General features: G+C 61.5%; 27 protein-coding genes. 12 read left to right on the top strand and 15 right to left on the bottom strand.

The features are described 5' to 3' along the window. Positions 1-5 precede the first annotated feature (5 nt). Positions 6-491: a GNAT family N-acetyltransferase gene (locus A4G99_RS11900; RefSeq protein ID WP_066143747.1), complete on the bottom strand. Its 486-nt coding sequence runs from the start codon at positions 489-491 to the stop codon at positions 6-8. Between the two features lie 130 nt (positions 492-621). Between A4G99_RS11900 and A4G99_RS11895 the strand changes: the two genes are divergently transcribed. Together A4G99_RS11895 and A4G99_RS11890 are read left to right on the top strand one after the other, a co-directional pair. Then, positions 622-1110 (top strand): Lrp/AsnC family transcriptional regulator, encoded by a 489-nt coding sequence (locus A4G99_RS11895; protein ID WP_066143744.1) that lies wholly within the window; start codon positions 622-624, stop codon positions 1108-1110. Continuing rightward, positions 1107-2246, top strand: coding sequence for a pyridoxal phosphate-dependent aminotransferase (locus tag A4G99_RS11890; RefSeq protein WP_066143741.1), 1140 nt, complete (start codon positions 1107-1109; stop codon positions 2244-2246). The genes A4G99_RS11895 and A4G99_RS11890 overlap by 4 nt, the downstream gene beginning before the upstream one ends. A gap of 26 nt (positions 2247-2272) precedes the next feature. On the opposite strand, the gene A4G99_RS11885 is transcribed toward A4G99_RS11890, so the two are convergent. Then, a complete protein-coding gene (locus tag A4G99_RS11885; protein WP_066143738.1) occupies positions 2273-2608 on the bottom strand; it encodes a cupin domain-containing protein in 336 nt (111 codons plus the stop codon). A gap of 122 nt (positions 2609-2730) precedes the next feature. On the opposite strand from A4G99_RS11885, the gene A4G99_RS11880 reads away from it, so the two are divergent. Continuing rightward, positions 2731-3081, top strand: a complete 351-nt coding sequence (locus A4G99_RS11880; protein WP_066145180.1) for a DsrE family protein — start codon at positions 2731-2733, stop codon at positions 3079-3081. A gap of 64 nt (positions 3082-3145) precedes the next feature. Beyond that, on the top strand, positions 3146-3532 hold the full coding sequence (locus tag A4G99_RS11875; protein WP_066143735.1) for a VOC family protein: 387 nt from the start codon (positions 3146-3148) through the stop codon (positions 3530-3532). On the opposite strand, the gene A4G99_RS11870 is transcribed toward A4G99_RS11875, so the two are convergent. Both A4G99_RS11870 and A4G99_RS11865 read right to left on the bottom strand, forming a co-directional pair. After that, the gene (locus tag A4G99_RS11870; protein ID WP_066143732.1) at positions 3533-3946 is read right to left on the bottom strand and encodes a VOC family protein; all 414 of its coding nucleotides are present in this window, start codon (positions 3944-3946) and stop codon (positions 3533-3535) included. It lies immediately after the preceding gene. 50 nt (positions 3947-3996) lie between these two features. Next, positions 3997-5283 carry a TIGR00341 family protein gene (locus A4G99_RS11865; RefSeq protein WP_066143729.1) on the bottom strand — a complete coding sequence of 429 codons (1287 nt, stop codon included), beginning with the start codon at positions 5281-5283 and terminating at the stop codon, positions 3997-3999. Positions 5284-5503: 220 nt separating this feature from the next. On the opposite strand from A4G99_RS11865, the gene A4G99_RS11860 reads away from it, so the two are divergent. Both A4G99_RS11860 and A4G99_RS11855 read left to right on the top strand, forming a co-directional pair. Next, entirely contained in the window at positions 5504-5878 is a 375-nt protein-coding gene (locus A4G99_RS11860; protein WP_066143726.1) for a hypothetical protein, read from the top strand. Positions 5879-5942: 64 nt separating this feature from the next. Next, positions 5943-6752: a biotin/lipoate A/B protein ligase family protein gene (locus tag A4G99_RS11855; RefSeq protein ID WP_066143721.1), complete on the top strand. Its 810-nt coding sequence runs from the start codon at positions 5943-5945 to the stop codon at positions 6750-6752. A gap of 94 nt (positions 6753-6846) precedes the next feature. Here A4G99_RS11855 and A4G99_RS11850 read toward each other — a convergent pair whose 3' ends face one another. Together A4G99_RS11850 and A4G99_RS11845 are read right to left on the bottom strand one after the other, a co-directional pair. Beyond that, the gene (locus A4G99_RS11850) at positions 6847-7185 is read right to left on the bottom strand and encodes a DUF6176 family protein (RefSeq protein ID WP_066143718.1); all 339 of its coding nucleotides are present in this window, start codon (positions 7183-7185) and stop codon (positions 6847-6849) included. Positions 7186-7339: 154 nt separating this feature from the next. Then, the gene (locus tag A4G99_RS11845) at positions 7340-7870 is read right to left on the bottom strand and encodes a redoxin domain-containing protein (RefSeq protein WP_066145178.1); all 531 of its coding nucleotides are present in this window, start codon (positions 7868-7870) and stop codon (positions 7340-7342) included. A gap of 116 nt (positions 7871-7986) precedes the next feature. Here A4G99_RS11845 and A4G99_RS11840 point away from each other — a divergent pair, with 116 nt between their 5' ends. Together A4G99_RS11840 and A4G99_RS25940 are read left to right on the top strand one after the other, a co-directional pair. Beyond that, on the top strand, positions 7987-8856 hold the full coding sequence (locus A4G99_RS11840; RefSeq protein WP_066143715.1) for a deoxyribonuclease IV: 870 nt from the start codon (positions 7987-7989) through the stop codon (positions 8854-8856). A 456-nt stretch (positions 8857-9312) separates the two neighbouring features. Beyond that, positions 9313-9477: a hypothetical protein gene (locus A4G99_RS25940; RefSeq protein WP_190303747.1), complete on the top strand. Its 165-nt coding sequence runs from the start codon at positions 9313-9315 to the stop codon at positions 9475-9477. Between the two features lie 228 nt (positions 9478-9705). Here the strand turns inward: A4G99_RS25940 and A4G99_RS11835 are convergent, their stop codons facing one another. Both A4G99_RS11835 and A4G99_RS11830 read right to left on the bottom strand, forming a co-directional pair. After that, complete coding sequence (locus A4G99_RS11835) at positions 9706-10050, bottom strand: AzlD domain-containing protein (protein ID WP_066143712.1); 345 nt, start codon at positions 10048-10050, stop codon at positions 9706-9708. After that, positions 10051-10677 carry an AzlC family ABC transporter permease gene (locus tag A4G99_RS11830; protein WP_190303771.1) on the bottom strand — a complete coding sequence of 209 codons (627 nt, stop codon included), beginning with the start codon at positions 10675-10677 and terminating at the stop codon, positions 10051-10053. Positions 10678-10869: 192 nt separating this feature from the next. Between A4G99_RS11830 and A4G99_RS11825 the strand changes: the two genes are divergently transcribed. Together A4G99_RS11825 and A4G99_RS11820 are read left to right on the top strand one after the other, a co-directional pair. Next, positions 10870-11661, top strand: coding sequence for a class I SAM-dependent methyltransferase (locus A4G99_RS11825; protein ID WP_066143700.1), 792 nt, complete (start codon positions 10870-10872; stop codon positions 11659-11661). A 51-nt stretch (positions 11662-11712) separates the two neighbouring features. Then, positions 11713-12804, top strand: a complete 1092-nt coding sequence (locus A4G99_RS11820; protein ID WP_066143697.1) for an aminopeptidase — start codon at positions 11713-11715, stop codon at positions 12802-12804. Positions 12805-13071: 267 nt separating this feature from the next. On the opposite strand, the gene A4G99_RS11815 is transcribed toward A4G99_RS11820, so the two are convergent. After that, positions 13072-13719 carry a hypothetical protein gene (locus tag A4G99_RS11815; RefSeq protein WP_066143693.1) on the bottom strand — a complete coding sequence of 216 codons (648 nt, stop codon included), beginning with the start codon at positions 13717-13719 and terminating at the stop codon, positions 13072-13074. Between the two features lie 142 nt (positions 13720-13861). Between A4G99_RS11815 and A4G99_RS11810 the strand changes: the two genes are divergently transcribed. Next, entirely contained in the window at positions 13862-15007 is a 1146-nt protein-coding gene (locus tag A4G99_RS11810) for a rhodanese-like domain-containing protein (RefSeq protein WP_066145176.1), read from the top strand. 4 nt (positions 15008-15011) lie between these two features. Here A4G99_RS11810 and A4G99_RS11805 read toward each other — a convergent pair whose 3' ends face one another. The 3 genes from A4G99_RS11805 to A4G99_RS11795 form a co-directional block, all read right to left on the bottom strand. Next, the gene (locus A4G99_RS11805; protein WP_066143688.1) at positions 15012-17114 is read right to left on the bottom strand and encodes a PQQ-binding-like beta-propeller repeat protein; all 2103 of its coding nucleotides are present in this window, start codon (positions 17112-17114) and stop codon (positions 15012-15014) included. A gap of 153 nt (positions 17115-17267) precedes the next feature. After that, positions 17268-17900 (bottom strand): plastocyanin/azurin family copper-binding protein, encoded by a 633-nt coding sequence (locus tag A4G99_RS11800; RefSeq protein ID WP_223301843.1) that lies wholly within the window; start codon positions 17898-17900, stop codon positions 17268-17270. Between the two features lie 125 nt (positions 17901-18025). Continuing rightward, entirely contained in the window at positions 18026-18280 is a 255-nt protein-coding gene (locus A4G99_RS11795) for a glutaredoxin family protein (protein ID WP_066143683.1), read from the bottom strand. Between the two features lie 95 nt (positions 18281-18375). Between A4G99_RS11795 and A4G99_RS11790 the strand changes: the two genes are divergently transcribed. Further along, entirely contained in the window at positions 18376-18669 is a 294-nt protein-coding gene (locus A4G99_RS11790) for a hypothetical protein (RefSeq protein ID WP_066143681.1), read from the top strand. 4 nt (positions 18670-18673) lie between these two features. Here the strand turns inward: A4G99_RS11790 and A4G99_RS11785 are convergent, their stop codons facing one another. The 3 genes from A4G99_RS11785 to A4G99_RS11775 form a co-directional block, all read right to left on the bottom strand. After that, complete coding sequence (locus A4G99_RS11785) at positions 18674-18859, bottom strand: hypothetical protein (protein WP_066143679.1); 186 nt, start codon at positions 18857-18859, stop codon at positions 18674-18676. 3 nt (positions 18860-18862) lie between these two features. Next, the gene (locus tag A4G99_RS11780) at positions 18863-20170 is read right to left on the bottom strand and encodes a cytochrome bc complex cytochrome b subunit (protein WP_223301842.1); all 1308 of its coding nucleotides are present in this window, start codon (positions 20168-20170) and stop codon (positions 18863-18865) included. Between the two features lie 86 nt (positions 20171-20256). After that, on the bottom strand, positions 20257-20943 hold the full coding sequence (locus A4G99_RS11775) for a ubiquinol-cytochrome c reductase iron-sulfur subunit (protein ID WP_082837794.1): 687 nt from the start codon (positions 20941-20943) through the stop codon (positions 20257-20259). Positions 20944-20959 lie beyond the last annotated feature (16 nt).

Raw genomic sequence — 20959 nt, 5'->3', positions numbered from 1 at the left:
GACCGTTATTCCAACCGCTTTTCCATCACGACCACCGGGAGCGCGACGTCACGCCCGTCGTACCTCTTCGTGACCTCTTCCTCCTCCTCGGTCACGGGACGGTAGCCCATCCGCTCGTAGAACGCGACGGCGTTGTGCGACGACCACAGTTCGAGTCGGGGCAATCCGGCACCGCGAGCGTAGCCCTCCAGATGGGAGAGAACCGCCGACCCGACACCTCGTCGAGCGGCGTTCGGATGCACGTACACCGCCCGTACTTCGTCGTTTCCCGGGACGAGATGACCGTATCCGACCACCTCGTCCGCTTCCGCAACCGCGAGGTAGTGGCCCGATTCGTCGATGGGATAGCCCGCGGTCCCATCCTCTTTCTCGGCCCACGCCGCGACCTGCTCTTCGTCGTACGCGTCCGGGCCGAACGCGCGGATTGCCGCGACGTGAAGCGTCAGAATCTCGTCGGCGTCCTCCCGCGTCGCTTCTCGAACTCGCGTCATCCAGTTTCCGTTCCCCGACCACTGGCATCAATAACTCGATCAGGCAGAGACGACTGTCCTCCCGACTTACAATGGCAACACTTGTCACACACGACCAAACTACTTGTGCTCGCGTCTAGAACGGAATTCTATGGAACCGAAACGGGAACTACTCGAACTGCTGCTGTCGAACGCCCGCGAAAGCCCCACGGACCTCGCACGACAGACCGGGCTGTCGGAGTCGGAAGTCGAATCAGGGATCGAAAAACTCGAAGCGGACGGCGTCGTTCGCGGCTATCAAGCGGTCGTGGACTGGCACAACGTGGACGACGAACACGTCCAAGGGGAGGTCGAACTCAACGTCGAACTCGACCGGGAAACCGGCTACGAGGAGATCGCCCGCCGAATCGCCAAGTTCCCGCAGGTCGTCTCGCTCAGACTGGTCAGCGGCGACTACGACTTCGCGATCGACGTCGAGGGCGATTCGATGCACGACGTGTCGAACTTCGTCTCCGAGCAGATCGCACCCATCCCGGAGGTGACCCAGACGGTCACCCACTTCGTGATGGAGACGTACAAGGAACGCGGCATCGAGTTCGAGGACCGCGACGAGGACGACCGCCTCTCGATCTCGCCATGAAACCGGCCGACCGAGTTCAACGGGTTCCGCCGTCCGGCATCCGTCGGTTCTTCGAACTCGCCGAGGAGCGCGACGACGTGATCTCCTTGGGTGTCGGCGAACCGGACTTCTCCGCGCCGTGGGCCGCCCGAACCGCCGCCATCGACGCGCTGGAGCGCGGAAAAACGTCCTACACCGCGAACCGCGGCCGCCGGGACCTTCGGCGAGCCATCGCCGACCACGTCCGGCGCTACGACCACGAGTACGACCCGGACGAGGAAATCATCGTGACGGCGGGCGCGAGCGAAGCCATCGACGTGGCGATGCGCGCGCTGGTGAACCCCGGCGATACCGTGGCGGTCCACGAACCGTCGTACATCTCCTACGTCCCCGGCGTCGTCTTCGCGGGCGGCGAACCGCTGTCGGTCCCGACGCGGGCGGAGAACGGGTTCGCCCTGACGTACGACGACCTCGAACGCGCGGGCGCGGCCGACGCCGAGGCGCTGATGCTGTGTTATCCGAACAACCCGACCGGAGCGACGATGAGCCGCGACCAACTCGCGGAGGTCGCGGAGTTCGCCCGCGAGCACGACCTGTTCGTCCTCTCGGACGAGATTTACGCCGCGCTCACCTACGACGGCGACCACACCTCCATCGCCACGTTCCCCGGCATGCGCGAGCGAACCGTCGTCTTCAACGGGTTCTCGAAAGCCTACGCGATGACCGGGCTTCGGTTGGGCTACGCGCTCGCCCCGCCCGAAACCATCACGGCGATGAACCGGATTCACCAGTATTCGATGCTTTCGGCCCCCGTCACCGCACAGTACGCCGCGCTGGAGGCGCTTCGAAGTTGTGAGGACAGCGTGGTCGAGATGCACGACGAGTACAACCGTCGCCGCCGGTTCGTCCTCTCGCGGTTCGAGGAGATGGGTCTGGAGTGTTTCGAGGCCAGCGGCGCGTTCTACGCGTTCCCGGCTTGCGGCGGCGACGACGAGGAGTTCGCCGAGGAACTCCTCACGGAACAGGGCGTGGCCGTCGTCCCCGGAAGCGTGTTCGGCGACGGCGGCGCGGGCCACTTTCGCGCCTCCTACGCGACCGGCATGGCCGACCTGCGCGAGGCCATGAATCGAATCGAAACGTTCGTTCGCGGGCGATAGCGCGAAACGCGAACGAACAGCACTTTTTACCGCTCGCCGGGTTCGCTCTCGGGTTCCGGCGGCGCGGTGACGCAGACGACTTGTGACGGTTCGTCGCCGAGCACCTTCCACCCATGCGGCACGTCCGCTGGCGTGACGACGGTGTCGCCCGGTCCGGTTTCGTGTGCCTCTCCGTCCACGCTCCACTCCATCCGCCCCGCTCGGATGAAGATGATGTGTTCCTCGCCGTGCGTGTGTTCTTCCCGCTCGGTGCCGGGGTCGTGGTGGACGACGTGGACGTCACACCCGTCGAATCCCATTCGTTCGCCCGGGCTCTCCGGTGTGACGAACGGACTGTACTCCGGTGTCGATGAATCGCTCATATCTGTTCCCCCCAATGGGAGGAAGCCACCGACCATGTTAACAGTTGCCAGTATCATCCCGCTCCGAAACGGTCCGACGAATTCGTACTCCGGTTATGTCCCTCCGCGTTGCCCGCCCTGTGATGAAGACCGTTATCCACGTTTCCAGCCCCGACCCGAACGACCAGCGGGAAGCCGTCGCGAACACGCTGAACCTCGTGATGGACGAAAGCGTCTCCGCGCCGGACGACGACGTCGTCGTCCTCGCCAACGGTGCGGGCGTCCGGATGTTCGTCGAAGCGACGAGCGCACTGACGGAGTTGGTCGAAGAGATGAAAAATCGGGACGTCACCCTCCGCGCCTGCCGGAACGCACTCCGGGGAATGGGCACGACGGACGACGATTTGCTCCCTGGTGTCGAGGGCGTCCCGTCCGGGTCCGGCGAACTCGCCAGATTGCAGGCCGAGGGGTACGGCTACATCAAAGCGCCGTAGCGTTCACTTTCGGTCTACCCATTGCTCGGTCCTTTATATCCGCCCGCCGTTTCCCCGACTGAACATGATAACGGACATCGGACGGACGACGCTGCTGGTCGAAGCGTACGACGAGGCCATCGAGTTCTACACGGAGACGCTCGGGTTCGACGTGCTCTTCGACGACGAACTGGCGGACGGCTTTCGGGCCGTTCACGTTGGAGTCGCCGACCGAACTTCGGGAATTTGGTTGCTGAAGGCCGACGACGAGAGGGAGCGTGCGCTCGTCGGCAACCAAACCGGTCGAGAACCGACGTTCGTCTTCTACACGGATAACTGCCGGGAGACGTACGAATCGCTTCGGGGCCGCGTGACGTTTCTCGGAGAACCCCAAACGGGTGAAAGCGGAACCCACGTCCACTTCGAGGATCTGTACGGTAACAACATCGTTCTCGCCGAACTCCCCGACTGATCAGTTCGGTGCGACGAGTTCGACCTTGATCCGTTCGGGATCCTCGAAGTACACCGCGTAGTGGCCGTCGCCGCCCGCGAAGGGGTGGTCGTCCTCGTACAGGATCGGTACGTCTCGCGCCCGCAATTTTTCGGTCAGTTCGTCCACGTGGTCGCGCGATTCGGCGTGAAACGCGAGGTGGTTCAACCCCGGCCGACGGCGGTGGTACGGTTCGTCGAGAAATTCTTCGTCCCCCTGCACGAGGACGATGTACGTCCCGCCCCGTTTCCACGATTTGCCGCCGTCCCAGTTCTGATAGACGATGTAGCCGAGTTCGGAGAGCAACCACCCCCAGAACGACTCCGACGCGTGGAAATCGCTCGCGTACAGTTCGACGTGGTGTAGCAGTCCGGTTTGCGGGGGCTCGTTTGCCATGGACGAAGTCGTGGTGCCGTGACGAAATTTCTACTGACGAATTCATCGACTCAAGTCGACTCCTGCGATCGCACGAAGACGACCTCGACGGTCGTCTTCTGTCCCGTGCGCTGCGTTATTTTGCGGTCGATCTGCTGTGCGAGGTCGTTCGGCGGTTCCCCTTCAGGGTCGGTGACGATGCGAACGTGAGCGGGTTTCTCCTGATAGAAATCCAGCGGTCCGTAGGTGATCGTGGTGTCCACGAGTTGGTAGCCCGCGTACTCCGCGTTCGGGCCGACGAACATGTGTTGTATTTCGCCCTTCGCTTGCTCCTGATACACCGTGGTTCGGTTCGTCCCGTAGGTGACGAGACCCAGTCCGAGCGAGAGCACGGCGATGGCGACGAGGATGATCGCGATCCGCCAGAGAGTTCTCGACCGCGCTTGGCCGACCGACCGGGTTCGTTCGGGACGATAACCCGACACCCACAGCAACGCCAGCGCGGTGAGGTTTATCGACAGCAGGTTCACGAGGACGTTCACGGTCGCGCCCAGTGCGACACCGAAATCGAGCCACGCGATGCCGAGACCGACCGTCGCCGCCGGAGGAACGAGCGCGACGGCGATCATCACGCCGACGATGACCGATCCGGCACCGCGCATGAGGCTGATGACGCCCGCCGCTCCCGCGCCGAGCGCCAGCAGCAAGGAGAGGAAATTCGGCGTGAATCGCTCGGTAATCGCCGGGACGGTTCGGATGTCGAGACCGGGGGGGACGAGCACCGTCCCGCGGACGAGGAAGCCGAACAGAGCCGCACAGGCGATGGCGACCAGCAGGCCGGTTATCTGGTACTGTACGCCGCGCTCCGCCAGTTTCGGTTCGTCCACGACCGTCCCCACGCTGGCCGCCATCGCCGGACCCATCAGTGGTGCGATGACCATCGCGCCGATGATGACGGCCGACGAATCGAGGAGCAGGCCGGTCGCCGCGATGATAGTGCTGATGAACGTCATCGAGAAGAACGTCGAACTCTCGGGGGCCATCTCGGCCGCCCGCTCGCGGAGTTCCTCGCGGGCGATGTTGAACCCCGAGTAGCGTCGCTTGAGTTCGGCGATTCGCTTCGACACCACGGTTTCGGGTTGCAGGACGATGGTGAACGCGTCCTCCTCTACCCCCGCCATGCGTAGCTTTTCGAGAATCGGCTCGACGGCACTCGGCGGCACCGGAAACGTGACCAGCGCGGAGAACTCCGTCCGCCCGGTTTCGTCGAACACCGCGTAGTCCACCCCCTCCTCGTCCAACGCATCGAGAACCGCGTCTCGCTTACCGCGCGGAACGAGCACCTGTACAAGGCGCATGAACCTGTTACGACGCCGAAATATTTAGTTGGTTGTGTAGTTCTCACGTCCCGACGACACCGTGACGGCGACGCCGTTGACGAACGGACCGGTGACCTTCTGTCCGTGGTCGGTCATGCCGTTCCGTTTCGAATCGACCGACCGTAAACCAACGATTCCATTGGTCGGGCCGAAAACCGGTGGCCGTCATCGCTAACCGATTCCCGGTTGGGACGCTCGTATGGCGACCGAAACTCGTTCGTGGTTCGACCGTTCCACCGCGTTGGTGTCGCTCGATTACGTCGGTATCCTGCTGGCGGCGATTACCGGTGTGATTCACATCTACGAGGGGGTAGCGGACCTCGGCGAGGGTTTCATCGGGGTGTTGTTCATCCTCGCCGGACTCGGCTTTTTCGGGGCGATAGTCCTCCTCTGGCTGGGGTTCGATCGGGAAGTCCTGTATCCGGTCGGCATCGCATACACGGGCATTCAGTTCGCCGCCTACTTCGGTCTGCGGTGGCCGAACGTTTACGACCCGCTCGGACTCGCGGACAAACTGGTTCAACTCCTGCTCATCGTCGTGTTGTTCCTGCTGTGGCAGGGAGTGAGCGAGTAGCGGAGGATTTTCTTGCCGTCCGTCGTCCGTAACCGATTTCGTCCAGCCATGCGAACGTCGTAGCATGACGCTGGCGGATAGGGAGTGGCGACTCGTTCGAGAAGAATCGTGGGACGGACCGCTGAACATGGCGCTTGACGAAATCGCAGCCGAGACCGCCGCGAACGGCGGCCCGCGAACCCTTCGCGTGTATCGGTGGGATCCGAGTACCCTGTCACTCGGCTACCGCCAGGAACCCGAGACGGTCGATTGGGAGTTCTGCGAGGACGAAGGAATCACCGTCACGCGGCGGCCGACCGGCGGCGGCGGCATTTATCACGACAACTACGGCGACATCTCCTACTCAATCATCGCGCCCGCCGACGAACTGCCGGGGAACCTGATGGAGACCTACGAACTGCTCTGTGAACCGATCTTCGACGCGTTCGAGCGGATGGGCGTCGACGCGAGGTTTACCGAGGAGAAGCTTCCGGTCATCCACGAACCGGCGTGTTACCTTCGGGAACTCCACCCCGCCCACGACATCGTCGCTAACGGGCGCAAAATCAGCGGCAACGCTCAGTATCGGCGCAAGGACGCCGTCATCCAGCACGGTTCCCTGAAGTTCGCACTCGACGCGAAACGCCACCTCTCGACGTTTGCGAAACCCGAGACGACGGCGGCGCAGTTCCACGAACGCGTGACGACCATCAACGAGGAAGTCAGCATCGACCGCGCCGACGCCGTGACCGCCGTCGAGGAGGCGCTTCACGACTGGGCGGATGCACCCGACGGCGAGTGGACGGACGACGAAGTGGCCCGCGCACGCGAGCACGCGAAAGCGAAGTTCGAGAGCGAACCGTGGACACAGCGCCACGAGGACCCGACCGCGTGAGGTGAGTTGTAGACGAAGGCTTTCATCATCGTCGGCGCGTTGTAGCGCCGCCCGGTAGCGAAATAGGTTTAAACTTGCCACCAACGCTCGTCTATTACCGTAGTGAGGGGTTCGTAAAGTGACCAATTGTTTCGAGTTCCTCCCAGTCACCAGTCAGAGTTTCTCGGAGAGCCTTGTGATGTTCTTCGTCAATTTCGTACTCTTCTTTGTCACCGGCTTCATCCGCTGTTTCGAGGTTTTCCGCCTCCATGTAAATGTATAGAAATGAAGTGTCGTCTATAGTTTGGATAAAAGCAGTCTCCGTGTAGACACCTTCATGCTGAAGAGTTTCAATAACTTCAGGCTCACGCTCGTGCATTTCCTTGAACCACGCACGAAGCTGGTCTTCTTTCCCAGAAGCAATACGCGCACGAGCAATCATAACCTCGGACATGACAATAACTACTTAAAACACATATTAATTTTCTTCGTCAAGTATTTTGGTAGTTTTCAATCAGTAATCTCTATCCGTCAGAAATTCAAATTTGACTTACTGTGAACGAGGCCCACGCATACGGATCTCTGCCCGAAAACAGCAACTAGCGGGCTCAGAATCCGAACGTCTCGGGTTCCGTGCCGAACGAATCGACGATGGCCTCGTGAATTTCGCCGAGCGGCGGTTGTCCCAGCGTCGGGTCGATGGGATGGTCACTGACCCACGCGTACCGGACGACGCCGGATTGGTCGATGAGGAAGCACGAGCGTTTCGCCCGGTGGACGGTTTTGAAAACGCGGTATTTCACGCCGTATTCGCTTGCGACGTCGAGGTCGCTGTCGGTGTACAGCGGGAACTGGATGCCGAGGTAGTCGATGAACCGGCGGTGTGTCGCGGGACGGGATTTGCTCACGCCGACGACCTGTACCTCGCCGCCGCTCGCGAACCAGTCGTAATCGCGGAACGAACACCACTCCTCGATGCAGTCGGGCGTGAAGTCGTTCGGGTAAAACGAGAGGAGCACCGGCCCGTCCGAGAGAAGCGACGACAACTCGCGCTCCGACACCTCCCCGCTCGCTGTCACGAGCGGTGCGCTGAACTCGGGTGCGTCGTCCCCAACCGACAGGACACCTGATCCGGGCATACGGATTCCTTCCATCCGACCGAGTTAACGGTTCGGGTCGCGGAACTGTCGGTTTCGATACGGTTCCTCGCCGCCGCTTCGAAGTGCCTTTGACCCCCGAACGGGAGGCTGTGAGTATGCGAGTCGGCGCACACGTTTCCATGTCCAGTTCGAAGGTGACGAGCGACGAGACGAAACCACCCCACGGCAACATCGCGAACGCCGTCTGCCGCCAGGTCACGTTCGGCGGCAACTGCGGACAGATCTTTACCACGTCCCCGCAGGTCTGGCAGGACCCGGACCTCAGCGACGAGGAGGTCGAACTGTTCGTGAACGAAACCGACGAGAAACTCGACGGCCCGTGGGTCATCCACTCGTCGTACCTCGTCAACCTCTGCACGCCGAAGGACGACCTCCGGGCGAAATCCATCGCCAGCATGCAGACCGAAGTGGACGCCGCGGACGAACTCGGCATCGAATACGTCAACGTCCACCTCGGCGCACACACCGGCGCGGGCGTCGAAGGCGGCCTGAACAACGCCGCCAGCGCGCTGGACGAACTCGACATCCCGGACGGCGTCACCGTCCTCATCGAGAGCGACGCCGGAAGCGGCACCAAACTCGGCGGCGACTTCGAACACCTCGCCGCAGTGCTCGACAAGTCGGAGCAGGATTTGGACGTTTGTGTCGACACCGCCCACGCCTTCGCCGCGGGCTACGACCTCTCCACGAAGGAGGGCGTCGAGGAAACGGTCGAGGAGTTCGACGAAGTCGTCGGCCTCGAACACCTGAAATGCATCCACCTCAACGACTCGAAACACGAGTGTGGCACCAACAAGGACGAACACGCCCTCATCGGCGAGGGCTACATCGGCGAGGAGGGCATGTCCGCCATCATCAACCACCCCGAACTGGAGGACGTTCCGTTGGTGCTGGAGACGCCGACTGAAGACGGGAAAGGCTTCTCGTGGAACATCGCTCGCGTGAAAGAACTGCGCGACGAATAAGGCGACGAGTAACCCGTGGAGATGCGGTTTTTCTCGCCCAGCTATTTTTGCCAGGTCGTTCGCTACGAACTGCGTGTTTGGTTCTATCGTGACTTCAGCAACGAGATTGAGACCCCGAAAGCCCCCGCCCGTTCGCTCCGAATTGGTTTTGGTTGGTGTGCGATTGGAGTTGCTAGGAGGAAGACCGTCTCGAAAGCCCCCGCCCGCTCCCGGTCGCTCGCCGACATCTTTCCTTCACTCGCTCCTTCGTCGCTCGTTTCGTCAAGAGGGGTCGGTGAGACGCCCATGATAAACGCGAGCGGGCGCCCCTTTCAGTCCCACCCAGACAACGCTACCGCTCCGTCACCGCACCGCACCACACACCTCCCCAACCGATTCCTCCAGTCGCTAACGCTCCTTCCGTCATCCCTCGCACGAACCTTCTAAGACGGTTCAGCCGGACCGCTGGCGAACGTCTTGTCAGCGCGCGCCACCCGGTTGCACGGGGCGGTCGATACTGACCAACCGCACGGCGCGCGCGAGAAACGTGCGCGAGGGACGACGAGCGTCAGCGAGGAGTCGGTTGGGGAGGACGTGGCGCGGTGCGGCGGCGGAGCGGTAGCGTTGTCTGGGTGGGACTGAAAGGGGCTGTCCGTTCGCGCTTGCTGTAGTCGCTGTGCGGGCACTATCTACGCGGGCGTTGTGGAGAGCGTGGATATCCCGCACAGCGGCCGCGAACGGACAGGGGCTTTCGGGGTCGTCATCGGAGTCACTGCTGTCGCAGGAAACCCGACTCAAAATTAGTTGCGTAGCGAGCGGGCGGGGGTTTTCGAGGTCGTCTTCCCGGTAATCGACTCAGAATCCTCCCGTTCAGCCGAATACGTAGCTCAGGAGCCACAGCGCGCCCATCCCGGCGACGATGGTGGCGAAGATGTCTTCGGTGTACCACGCGACGGCGACGGCCAGTGCGCCCGCGAAGAGGCGCAGGTTGTCCGGTGAGAGCGCGAGCGACCCGTCCATGTAGACGAACTTGGGCAGGACGAGCGCCGAGAGGACTGCGGCGGGGACCAATCGGAGTGCGCGCTCGACGCCGTCGGGCACGTCGTCCAGTCGGCCGAACAGCGCGATGAACGACACGCGGATCAGGTACGTTCCGAGACCACCGACGAGGATGATGAGCCAGAGGCTCACATCACTCAGCCCCGTCGTCGCCATTCAGGCCACCTCCTCGGTCAGCAGTCCGGCACCGATACCGAAGAGCGCGCCGACGACGAGTCCGAGATCGAACGGGAGGCCGTTGGCCGCGATTGCGGTGATGCCGCCGACGATGGCGGCCACCAGCGTCGGCCGGTCGGTGACGGCCGGAACTAACACTGCGAGGAACACCAGCGGGACGGCGAACTCCAGATGCCATCCCGCTGGAATGCTCGCGCCGAGCAGGATACCGGCGACCGTCGAGAGCTGCCACACGGTCCACAGCGACAGCGCGACGCCGAGGTAGTACCACCGTCTGCTGGTGTGCTCGTCGTTCCGGAACTTCAACAGCGAGACGGCGTAGGCCTGGTCGGTCAGTGGATAGGCGAGCGCCGCCTTCCAACGCGCCGATTCGCGCTCGAAGTACGGCGCGATCGAGGCGCTGTACATCATCATCCGCAGGTTGACGACGAGGACGGTCAGGACGATGACGGCGATGGGTGCGTCCCGACCGATGAGTTCCGTCGCCGCGAGTTGTGACGCCCCGGCGAAGACGATGACCGACATCGCGATCGCGTGAATCGCCGGAATACCGACTTCGACCGCCGCGACACCCGTGACCATCCCGAACGGGATGATCCCGAGCATGATCGGTAAGGAGACGCGAACGCCGGAGAGAAAATCGTCACGGGTTGACACTGGTTACTCGTAGGTGATGGGGCTGGTATCAACGTTGGTATCGCGGTGATTCTCTTGTGTGATTCGTTCCCACGGCCGTTCGGCAACCCACCAACGAACCATCCCGTTTTTGACGCCGCCCGCGAAAATCCACCACAACACATGCGCGAGTTCTCCGCCGACTATCTCCGTCGAACACGGGAAGGGATGTGGGAATCCCGCGACGCGCTCGCGGACCTCGAACTCGACTCCCGGGAGCGGGTACTGGACGTCGGTTGTGGGACCGGCGAACTGGCCCGCGTCCTCGCGGACGAGACGCCGGGCGACGTCTTCGGGACGGACGCCGACCCGCGCCTCCTCTCGGTCGCACGGGAGTTCGTTCCCTGCGTCGCGGGCGACGCCTACCGGTTGCCCTTTCCCGACGACAGCTTCGATCTCGTGGTCTGTCAGGCGTTGCTCATCAACCTCCCCGAACCAGTTCGTGCGGTCCGCGAGTTCGCCCGCGTCTCCTCGGACCTCGTGGCGGCGATAGAACCCGACAACGCCGCCGTTTCCGTCGAATCGACGGTGCCGGAGGAGCGGTCCCTGTCCCGAACCGCTCGCGAGGCGTACGTCGCGGGAACGGCCACCGACATCACCCTCGGCGGGGAAGGGACCCGCGAACTGTTCCGAACGGCCGGTCTCCACGACTCTTCGACCCATCCGCACCACCACGCGAAGACGGTCGAACCGCCGTACTCGGAACGGGACATCGAAGCGGCAAAACGGAAGGCGACCGCGAGCGCGCTGACGGACCGACGGGACACGCTGGTCGGACCGCTTTCGACCGACGAGTACGACGACCTGCGCGCCGAGTGGCGGGAGATGGGGAGAGAGACCATCAGACAGATGGGTGGGGAGGAGTACCGGCGTGCGGAAGTCGTTCCCTTCTACGTGACGACCGCCCGCGTTTGAACCGCCTGTTTAAATTGAAACAGTTTTCAAGTTGACGGTTCTTCTCATCGTATGGACCCACGAATTCGAGAACATGCGGAAGTCATCGTCGATCATTCCGTGAGCATCGAGGAAGGTGACACCGTCGAGGTAATGGCACCGACGGTCGCCGAGGACCTCGTCGTCGCGCTGTACGAAAAACTCGGGGAACGTGGCGCGAAACCGTCGCTGTCGATGCGAAGCAAACGGGCGGACCGGGCGTTCCTCCGTTCCTGCGACGCGGACGATTTCGGTCTGCTCGACCACACGTTGGCGGCGATAGAGGAGACGGACGCCGTCATCATCATCAAAGGAGCGGAGAACACGGCGGAGACCAGCGACGTCCCGGCGGAGAAATCCGCCGCCAAGGCCCGCGCCAACGCGCCCATCCAACAGGAACGAATGGGCAAACGCTGGGTTGGCACGCAGTTCCCCGCCCCGGGAGAGGCCCAGTTGGCCGAGATGAGCACGGAAGCCTACGAGGCGTTCGTGTACAACGCGATAAACAAGGACTGGGACGAACAGCGCGAGTTCCAGGAGCAGATGGTCGAAATCCTCGACCCTGCCGACGAAGTACGCATCGTCTCCGGCGAGACGACCGACCTCACGATGTCGGTGAAGGGTATGAAAACCATCAACGACTTCGCCGAGAAGAACCTCCCCGGCGGCGAGGTGTTCACCGCGCCGATTCCCGACTCGGTCGAGGGCGAAGTACTGTTCGACAAACCCCTCGTCCGACAGGGACGGGAAATCGAAGGTGCGTGGCTCCGCTTCGAGAACGGCGAAGTCGTCGATTTCAGTGCCGACAAGAACGAAGAGGTCCTCGAAGGGACCCTCGACACCGACGAGGGCGCGCGCCGACTCGGCGAACTCGGTATCGGGATGAACCGCGATATCGACCAGTTCACCTACAACATGCTCTTCGACGAGAAGATGGGCGACACGATTCACCTCGCCATCGGGCAAGCCATCGGCGAGACGGTTCCCGAGGGGCAACCGTTCAACGAGAGCGCCACACACCTCGACATGATCGTCGATATGAGCGACGACTCGTACATCGAAGTGGATGGCGAAGTCGTTCAGCGAAACGGCGTCTTCCGATTCGAAGACGAGTTCGGGGAGTAGCGCCGCGAGGGATGCGAGGCGTACCGCGCCTCGAAAGACGAACGGCGAACGAGAACAGGCAAGAGCAACGCTCTTGCCGTGTGAGCCGTGAGTGACCGAGCGGGATGTTTTTGGTCCAGATTTTTGCGAGGAGTAGTACCGCGAGGGTTCATATACGATGCCGGGACCAGAACCGGCGTGACCTGAACCCGTATCGCGCGAGCGGTCGAGGCGGGTGTGTGGCGCTCCCTCGCGTGAGAACCTGCGTGCCGCCTGTTCGTACCTGTATTAGACGACATCGCCGCGAACCGTCGTTCCGTCCTGCCGACGGCGATAGGATTCGACGGCTTGCGCGGCTTTCCTCGTTTCCTCTTCATCCATGCCGAGCATCTCCAACGCGGCCGGGAGCGTCGGGAACGCGAACTCCCCCGCTCGCAACTTCCGGAACGCTTCTTCGCTTCGTTGTCCATCGACCCAGAGACAGACCCCGCGTGGATCGAGGATTTGCTCGTAGGCGTCCCGTGCCATCGCCCCACGTAAGCGTTGGGTGACGTTGTCCTCGAACCCCGAATTGCAGACTTCGAGGTGGACGGGGTCGTTCTCGGGGAGCAGATGGGCCGCGAGACACTTCTCGGGCGCGGTGTAGCCGTTCTCGCTCGCCCGAATCAGATCGGGATGCTCGTCTGCCCACGACGCACGGACCGTCTTTCCGACACCCTTCACGCCGTGTGATTCGACGAACTCATCCTCCCGGTCGGTATCGTCACCTCGAAGCAGGATGTCCTTCGTTACGTACACGTCCAGCCGGTCGATGGGGTCGAGGCCGAGGGCGATATCCCCGTAAACCCAAATCTCCCGCACGGGAACGGGCATTGTATCATTCTCGACCGTCTCGACGATTTCCTCGACGTGCTCTATCGCCGCGCTTCGCTCCATCGGTGTTCGGTTGGGGAGTGCCGTGGATAAGTCCGGTGGAACGAACGATGAAGCCGATAGGATACAATCGTCCGTCGAACTAATATTGTATTGTCGGCACAAGGCCAAACAATATTTCCCCGAGGAGGTTCAACCGTCGGACATGGTCGAATCGATATCCACCGCGGAGTTGGCGGACAGGCAGGATGCTGACGAGGACTTCGCCCTCATCGACACACGACCGGAGGAAAGCTTCGAATCGTGGCATATCACTGGGGCACGGAACTTCCCGTTCGGTCCCGACGAGTCGCTGTCGGAGGACGGCGCTTCGGAAGTCGAATCGATGCTCGACGGAAACGACGAGATCCTCACAATCTGTGCGAAGGGAATCTCGTCGGCACACTTCGTCGACGAACTCGAAGCACGCGGGTTCGAAAACGTGAAAGTCGTCACCGGCGGCATGGAGGAGTGGAGCGAGGTGTACGATCACGTCCCCATCGGAACGGACGGTGATGTAGAAATCGTACAAATACAGCGACGTGCGAAGGGATGTCTCGGTTACCTCGTCGGAAGCGAGGGGAAGGCGGCGGCTATCGACGTGAGCCGACACACCGACGAGTTCCGCGAAGCGGCCGACGACCGTGGATACGAAATCACTCACGTGTTCGACACCCACGTCCACGCCGACCACATCTCCGGCGGGCGCACGCTCGCCGACGAGCTCGGTGTCCCGTACCACCTCAGCGAACGCGCCCGCAAACGCGGCGTCGAATACGAGTACGACGCCCTCGACAGAAACGAGGTAGTTCAGGTCGGAAACGCCGATATCAAGACCGTTCCCACGCCCGGTCACACCTCCGAGATCACCAGCTATCTCGTCAACGACGAAGCCGTCATCACCGGGGACACCCTGTTCGTAGACTCCATCGGTCGCACGGAACTGGAGTTCGGCGACGAAGGCGCAGCAGAGGGCGCGAAGATGCAGTACGATTCCCTTCACAAGGTGTTGATGAGCGACCCTGACAGCGTCGTCGTCCTGCCGGGACACGTTACCGTCACCGAAGACGGACGTTTCGCTCACGGCAGCCCCGGCGAACCGATTCGGTCGACGGTCGGTAATGTCCGCCGAAACCTCGACGTACTTCAGTTGGACGAGGACGAATTCGTCTCCCGTCTTTCGGACGACGTGCCCGAAAAACCACCGAACTACGAAACGGTCATCGCCATCAACCGTGGCAAGGACGAACCCGAAGACGAAGACGAGGCGACGGAGCTCGAACTGGGACCGAACCGCTGTTCCGCGCCGTAAGACGCTATCTAAACGCGTAGATGCCGTCGCTCGTCGCGTAGACGCGTTCGTCGTCCACCGCGACGGACTCGACTTCGCCGCCGGTTTCGAACCGCCGTCGTTCCGCTCCGTCGCTTGCCGAGAGAGCGTACACTCGGCGGTCGCTGGCGCCGACGTACACCGTTTCGTCGCCGACAACCGGTTCACAGAGCGATCCGAACGGGAGGAATTTCGGGTGGAACGTCCACGAAACATCCCCGTCGTCGAGCGAAACCAGCCAGTCGCGACTATCGGTTCCGGTGCTCGTCACGTCACTCGTCACGGCGTAGAGACCGTCATCCGGGACGAGACTCGTCACTGTGTCTCCGTCTTCGAGGGTTACACGCCACAGTTCGGTTCCGTCGAAATCGTAGGCGACGACTTCGTTACAATCGGTACCGGTGTACACCGCATCGTCGACTGCGATGGCTCGCACGCCATTCCCGGCGGACCACTGCTCCCCGTCGGCATCGAGCGCGACGACTCGACCGTTCACGAGTGCAAATGCCGTTTCGTCGTGGGTAGCGACCGTATCGACCGACCCGAGTCCGCCGCAGTCGCCGGTACTCGTCCATGCGTGCACACCGGTCGTTGCGTCGAACGCGGTCACCCATCCGTCGCCGCCAACGACGACGCGGTCATCGGTGACGGCCGGAACGGTCGTGACTCCGCCGTCACATTCCGAACGCCACCGTTGGGTTCCGTCCGGTGAGTACGCGACGACCGCCGACCAATCCGTCTCGTACACCATCCCGTTCGCGGAAACCGGTGGCGTATCGCCTTCTTTGCGCCATCGTTTCTTTCCGGTCTCCGTGTCGAGCGCGCGCAGTGCGTCGTTCTGAAGGTAGACGCTCTCTCCGACGTCCATCGAACCGATCCCGTTCGCTCGCCAGTCGAGCCATTCGGGGTCCGCGACGGAGTAGAGAAAGCCCTCCCGGTCGGCGATGTATATCCCGTCGTCGATAGCGGGCGGCAACGACGAGGTATCGAGATTACGTACCGGAACCCACCACTTCTGGTTGCCGCTCCGAAGGTCGAACGCGCCGAGTCCATCGCCGCTATCCCGTGTGATGGGGACGTAGACCGTTCCGTCGGCGATCGATGGGGTTCCGGTCGACCCGTCGAGAGTTTCGACCGTCCACCGTACGGTTCCGTCGTCGGCAGCGAGTGCCCAAATCCGTGCCCGAGCGCCGTCGGTCACGACGACTGTGTCGTCGGTGACTGCGGGTGATTGGCTGAGTCGCGTCGAATCGCCGAGGTCCGTCGTCCACCGTGTCGCTCCGTCCTCCGTCGAGAGTGCGAACGTCTTCCGTCCGGAGACGTAGACGGCATCGTTTGCCACGGTCGGTGCGTAGTCGATCATCCCGTCGGTGCTGGCCTGCCACTGTGGCTGTCCGTCGATCGCATCGAGGGCATACACCGTCTCCTTGTCGGCGAAGTACGCCGTTCCGTCGACGACTGCGGGTGGCACGTTCTCGGCGCTCGGTGTCTCGCCGTCCTTTCCGGATGGGAGACGGACTTGCCACTGTTTCGTTCCGGTCCCCGTATCGATCGCCCAGCAGGAACCCTGTCCGTTCACGTCGCTGGTCTTGAAGAAGGCGATGCCGTCGGCAACGGTCACGGGGGACGATTCGATGACGCCGATTTCGAACCGCCACCGCTCGCTCCCGTCATCGGCGGAGAGGGAGACGAGGTCGGTTCCGGCCACGTACACGGTGTCCCCGACGACGGTCGGTGCGTAGTCCAGCCCTCGGATATGCGTCGTCCAGCACGCGTTCCGCGAGTCAATGTCGAACGCCGTTATTCCTCCGGACGTATCGGAAACGTAGGCGATTCCGTCGACTACGGTCGGGGAATAGAGACCCCGATCACTCACCTGTTCGCTCCAGTCGACCCACGCTCCTGGACCGGGATCGTTCCCATCGGCACTACTCCCCGTGTTCCCCGTATCGTTTTGAAACGACGACCACGCATGATTCGTGGTCGTTGCCGTGTCGGACGCTGCGGTCCCCACAAGTCCTGTCGTCCCGATAGCAGCACCGGTCAGTTTGAGAAAAGTCCGTCGTGTCTCGTCGGAGGGGTCGACCATGAAAAGAATACAGGAGTACCACTTTGATTATTATTTAGCAATTAAATCGCCTGTAACCGTCCGCTGTGGCCTTCAGAACAACAGTTGCAGGCGTCTATTGATCGGTTATATCAAATAAAACCCACTTCCCGCGAACGGAATCCTCGAATCGGATCAGTCGTTCGATGGTCGGTCGTGTTCGTCGGTGAGGATGGTTTCCGCGTTCGAAGCCTGATCGTACCGGCCCGTTTTTCGGTCGTAGACCGAAAACAGATACACGCTCGTCAGGGAGAAGATGCTAAACCCACCCCAGAAGAGGGCCGGTGGCCCGCCGTGACCCGTGTTCGGGATGTACGGGAACGAGAGGGACTTCTTCTTCACGATTTCGTCCGACGGCGGTATCACTCCGCTACCCGGCTTGTCGGGAATTTCCGATTTTTCGGCCGGTCCGCCCGGTTCCCCACAGACGATTCGGCCGACCATCCCGAGCGTCTTGTGCGGGATACAGTAGTAGTCGTAGGTCCCCTTCTTCTCGAACGTGTACGAGAAGGACTTACCACTGCCGATCGTGCCGCTGTCCCACGATTTTGCCCCTTTCGGGATGAGCGTGTTGTTGGCGCTCGGGTTTCCTTTACTGTAGGATGTCGTCGAGTGACTGCCACTGTCGATGACCCATTTCACCGTATCGCCCGGTTCGACGTACAAACCGATCGGGTCGAAGACGTATTCTCCTGCTTCGGTGGCCATCTTGACGGTGTGTGTTTTTCCACCGCCCTTCTGACCGCTAACGATAGCAGTACTACCCACCGTGGTGGCCGCTACTCCTGTCAGAAATGATCTCCTATGCATCGAATTTCCCTCAATCTAGCTAGTTGGTTGCATCTTTGTAGTCCGGGGTACTGTACTTTCCGACATCGGTTCGACCATTCGTATTACTCTCCTGTTAGGTGGTCTCTGAACTCGTCCTCGTCGACACGGTATTTGAATCGTGGACGACCGTCGATCAGTACGTATGGAACACGTTCACCGTAGCGCTCCTGCAGTTCCGGGTCAGTATCCACGTCGACGATGTCGAGGCTGACGTCGTGGTTCACCGACTCTGAGACGCGGCGAACGGTTTCGATGGCATCCCCGCAGAGATGACATCCATCGCGCGTGTAGACGGTGACCGTCCGTTCTCGACCCATCTCTCAGTAAAACCCTTGGACTGGGGGCATTTACTCGTTTCCGTTCATCGCACGACCGCAATCGTGTTATCGATTCCGTTCGTAGTCGACTGCAAATGTCTGCTGATGACGACTCCGCGGAATCGAATCCGGACTCGTTTCTGGATCGGTTCGTCCACCCACGAATCGCGGCGATAGCTATCGCCGGTATCGCGCTCTGGGGAGTCTCGTTTCTCATCGCGGCATCGGGCGTCGCTATCGAATACACCGGAAAAGCGATCCTCAGCGCACAGTTGTTCTTCGTGTCGAGCCTCACCGGAATCGTCGGTATCGTCATTCTCGGCTGCTGTGTGCTGTGGCTCGTCGGAGTTCGTATTCGACAAGTGTTGTCCGTTTCCGAAAACAGCTGAATAGTTACGCGTCGGTTCCGTCGACGTCGATGAAGACGGTTGCGATGCCGATGATGAATCCCAGTATCGCAACCGGTATCGAGAGCGACCCGAAGAGATGTTCTAACCCCGCTGCGAGGGCGACGATACCGACCAGTTTCGACCCCCAATCGACCACGCGATACTGTCGTGGTGGGAGAGCGACTGCCATCGGTTAATCTCCGGGTTGTATCTGTGCCGCCGTCGTCTTACCCTTTCGCTCCAGTCGGCGACGGAGCATGAAGTAGACGATGAGTCCGTACAGGATCGGCACCACGACGACGAGGACGAGGAGCGGCGTTCCGAGCGCGCCGATCGTGGTATCGAACGTCTCCGCGATCTGCGAGTTCATCCCGGCCAGCGACGTCAGGTTGATGAACGTGATCGCCGCGACACCGACCGCTGTCGGTGCCGGACGGTCGAGCGGGTTCACCGCGAAGGTGATCTGTTCCGTGCTCCGGTCGATGAACGGCCAGATCACTAGGACGCCGATGATGATCGTCGGGATGATGACACCGCCGAGGAATCGGCCGAGCGACCCCAGACCACTCGGGACGACCTTGAGGATACCGTACACCCACATCAAGAACCACGCCGGAACCACACCGGGTGGGGTGGAGAGCGGGTCCGCCGGACCGGTGATGGCGATCCGCTGGATGGGGAACAATGCCGCCATGAACGAGATGACCGCCGTGGTGAACGAGAAGACGATCACCGTCATCGCGGCCTGGTTCGGAACGAGCGGGACGCCGGCGACGATGCTCTTGTCGTCCTTGTCCTCGATCTCGTCGACTTCGTCCCTCGCACTACGCTGTTCCGTGTGCTTCTGACGAATCAGCAGTCCCATGTGCACCGCGATGAGCGCGGCGATGGCCGCCGGAAGCAGGAACACGTGGAGGAAGAATATCCGCGGTAACACGACGTCCGCGTTGCTGGGGAAGCCCCCACCGAAGAGCAACTTCACTAACTGTCCACCGATGACCGGTATGGTATTCGTGATTTCGAACCCGATCGAAGTCGCCGTCTTGCTGAAGTTGTCGTACGGGAGCGAGTAACCGAGGAACCCTTCGCCCAGCGCCAACAGGAGCAGAAGGCTGCCGACCACCCAGTTCAGTTCACGTGGGTTGCGGTAGACGCCGCTGAAGAAGACCCGGAACATGTGGAGCGCGATGGCCGCGATGAACAAGTACGCGGCCCAGTGATGCATCATCCGGAAGTACATCCCGAGACGGATGTCGTAGCTGATTCGGAGGACGGATGCGAACGCACCGGGGAGGGTTTTTCCAGTGTAGGACTGTACCTGTCCCGAGTACTCCATTCCCTTCGTTGCCACGGGCGCGTACAGAAGTCCGAGGAACGTCCCAGTCAGCGAGAGGAGCACGAACGAAAACAACGCAACCTCTCCGAGGAGGAACGACCCGTACTTGTCCTCGGGGAAGGCCTTACCCAACATTCCGTCCTGCAGGTCGAGTCGGTCGTCCAACCAGGTGTAGACGCGACTACCCGCGTATTGATCGTTAGCCGATTTCCGGTCTCGTTTTTTCCATGGATCTAACATTGCTTTCTCCGTTACTGTGGTCCGATTGGGCCGTCGAACGGCCCGGTGGCGACGAGTAGCTTTCCGTCTTTACTGACTCCGATGGGGAGTTGCGGAAGCGCGCGTGGTGCGGGTCCGCCGGTGACTTCCGCACCCTTGAGCGGGTCGTACACGCTGTTGTGGCACGGACATTTGAAACCGTCTCCTTCCCGTTGCGAGACGAGACATCCCTCGTGGGTACAGACCATCGAATACGCGGCGTATCCCTTGACCGTTCCGTCGACGTTGGTCGGTTTTTTGTACTTCGACTCGGAGAAACGGACCAGTAGGGTCGGTGCGTCACCCGTTTCGAGCGGCTTACCCTTCTCGGCTTCCGGGAGTACGACTTTTTCGTCCCCGGATCCTTCCTTGAGGGTATCGATGCCGATTCGTTTGCCGTTTTCGTCCACGAGGTGGGTTCCCTTTACGTAGACGTTCTCACGCGAAGCACCGACACCGGCATCCGACAGCGCTGCGACGGCGCTCACGGCGATGCTGCCGACTGCGGCAGCGCCACCGATACCTGCGAGCCACGTCGCGACTGCTCGTCGCGACATTTCCGGCGGTTGGTATTCGTACCCACCCTCTTCGCGCTCGACGAGCTTTCCTTGCCGCTCGTCGGGCACCTCGTTTTCTTCGTTCGATCCGTCCGTTGGTTTGTTGGAATCGTCGTTGGTCATTGTTCAGATTTCCTGT

The organism is Haladaptatus sp. R4, assembly GCF_001625445.1.
Taxonomy (GTDB): domain Archaea; phylum Halobacteriota; class Halobacteria; order Halobacteriales; family Haladaptataceae; genus Haladaptatus.
Note: the sequence above shows the minus strand (reverse complement) of the source record. Positions and strands in the feature narration are given on the sequence as shown.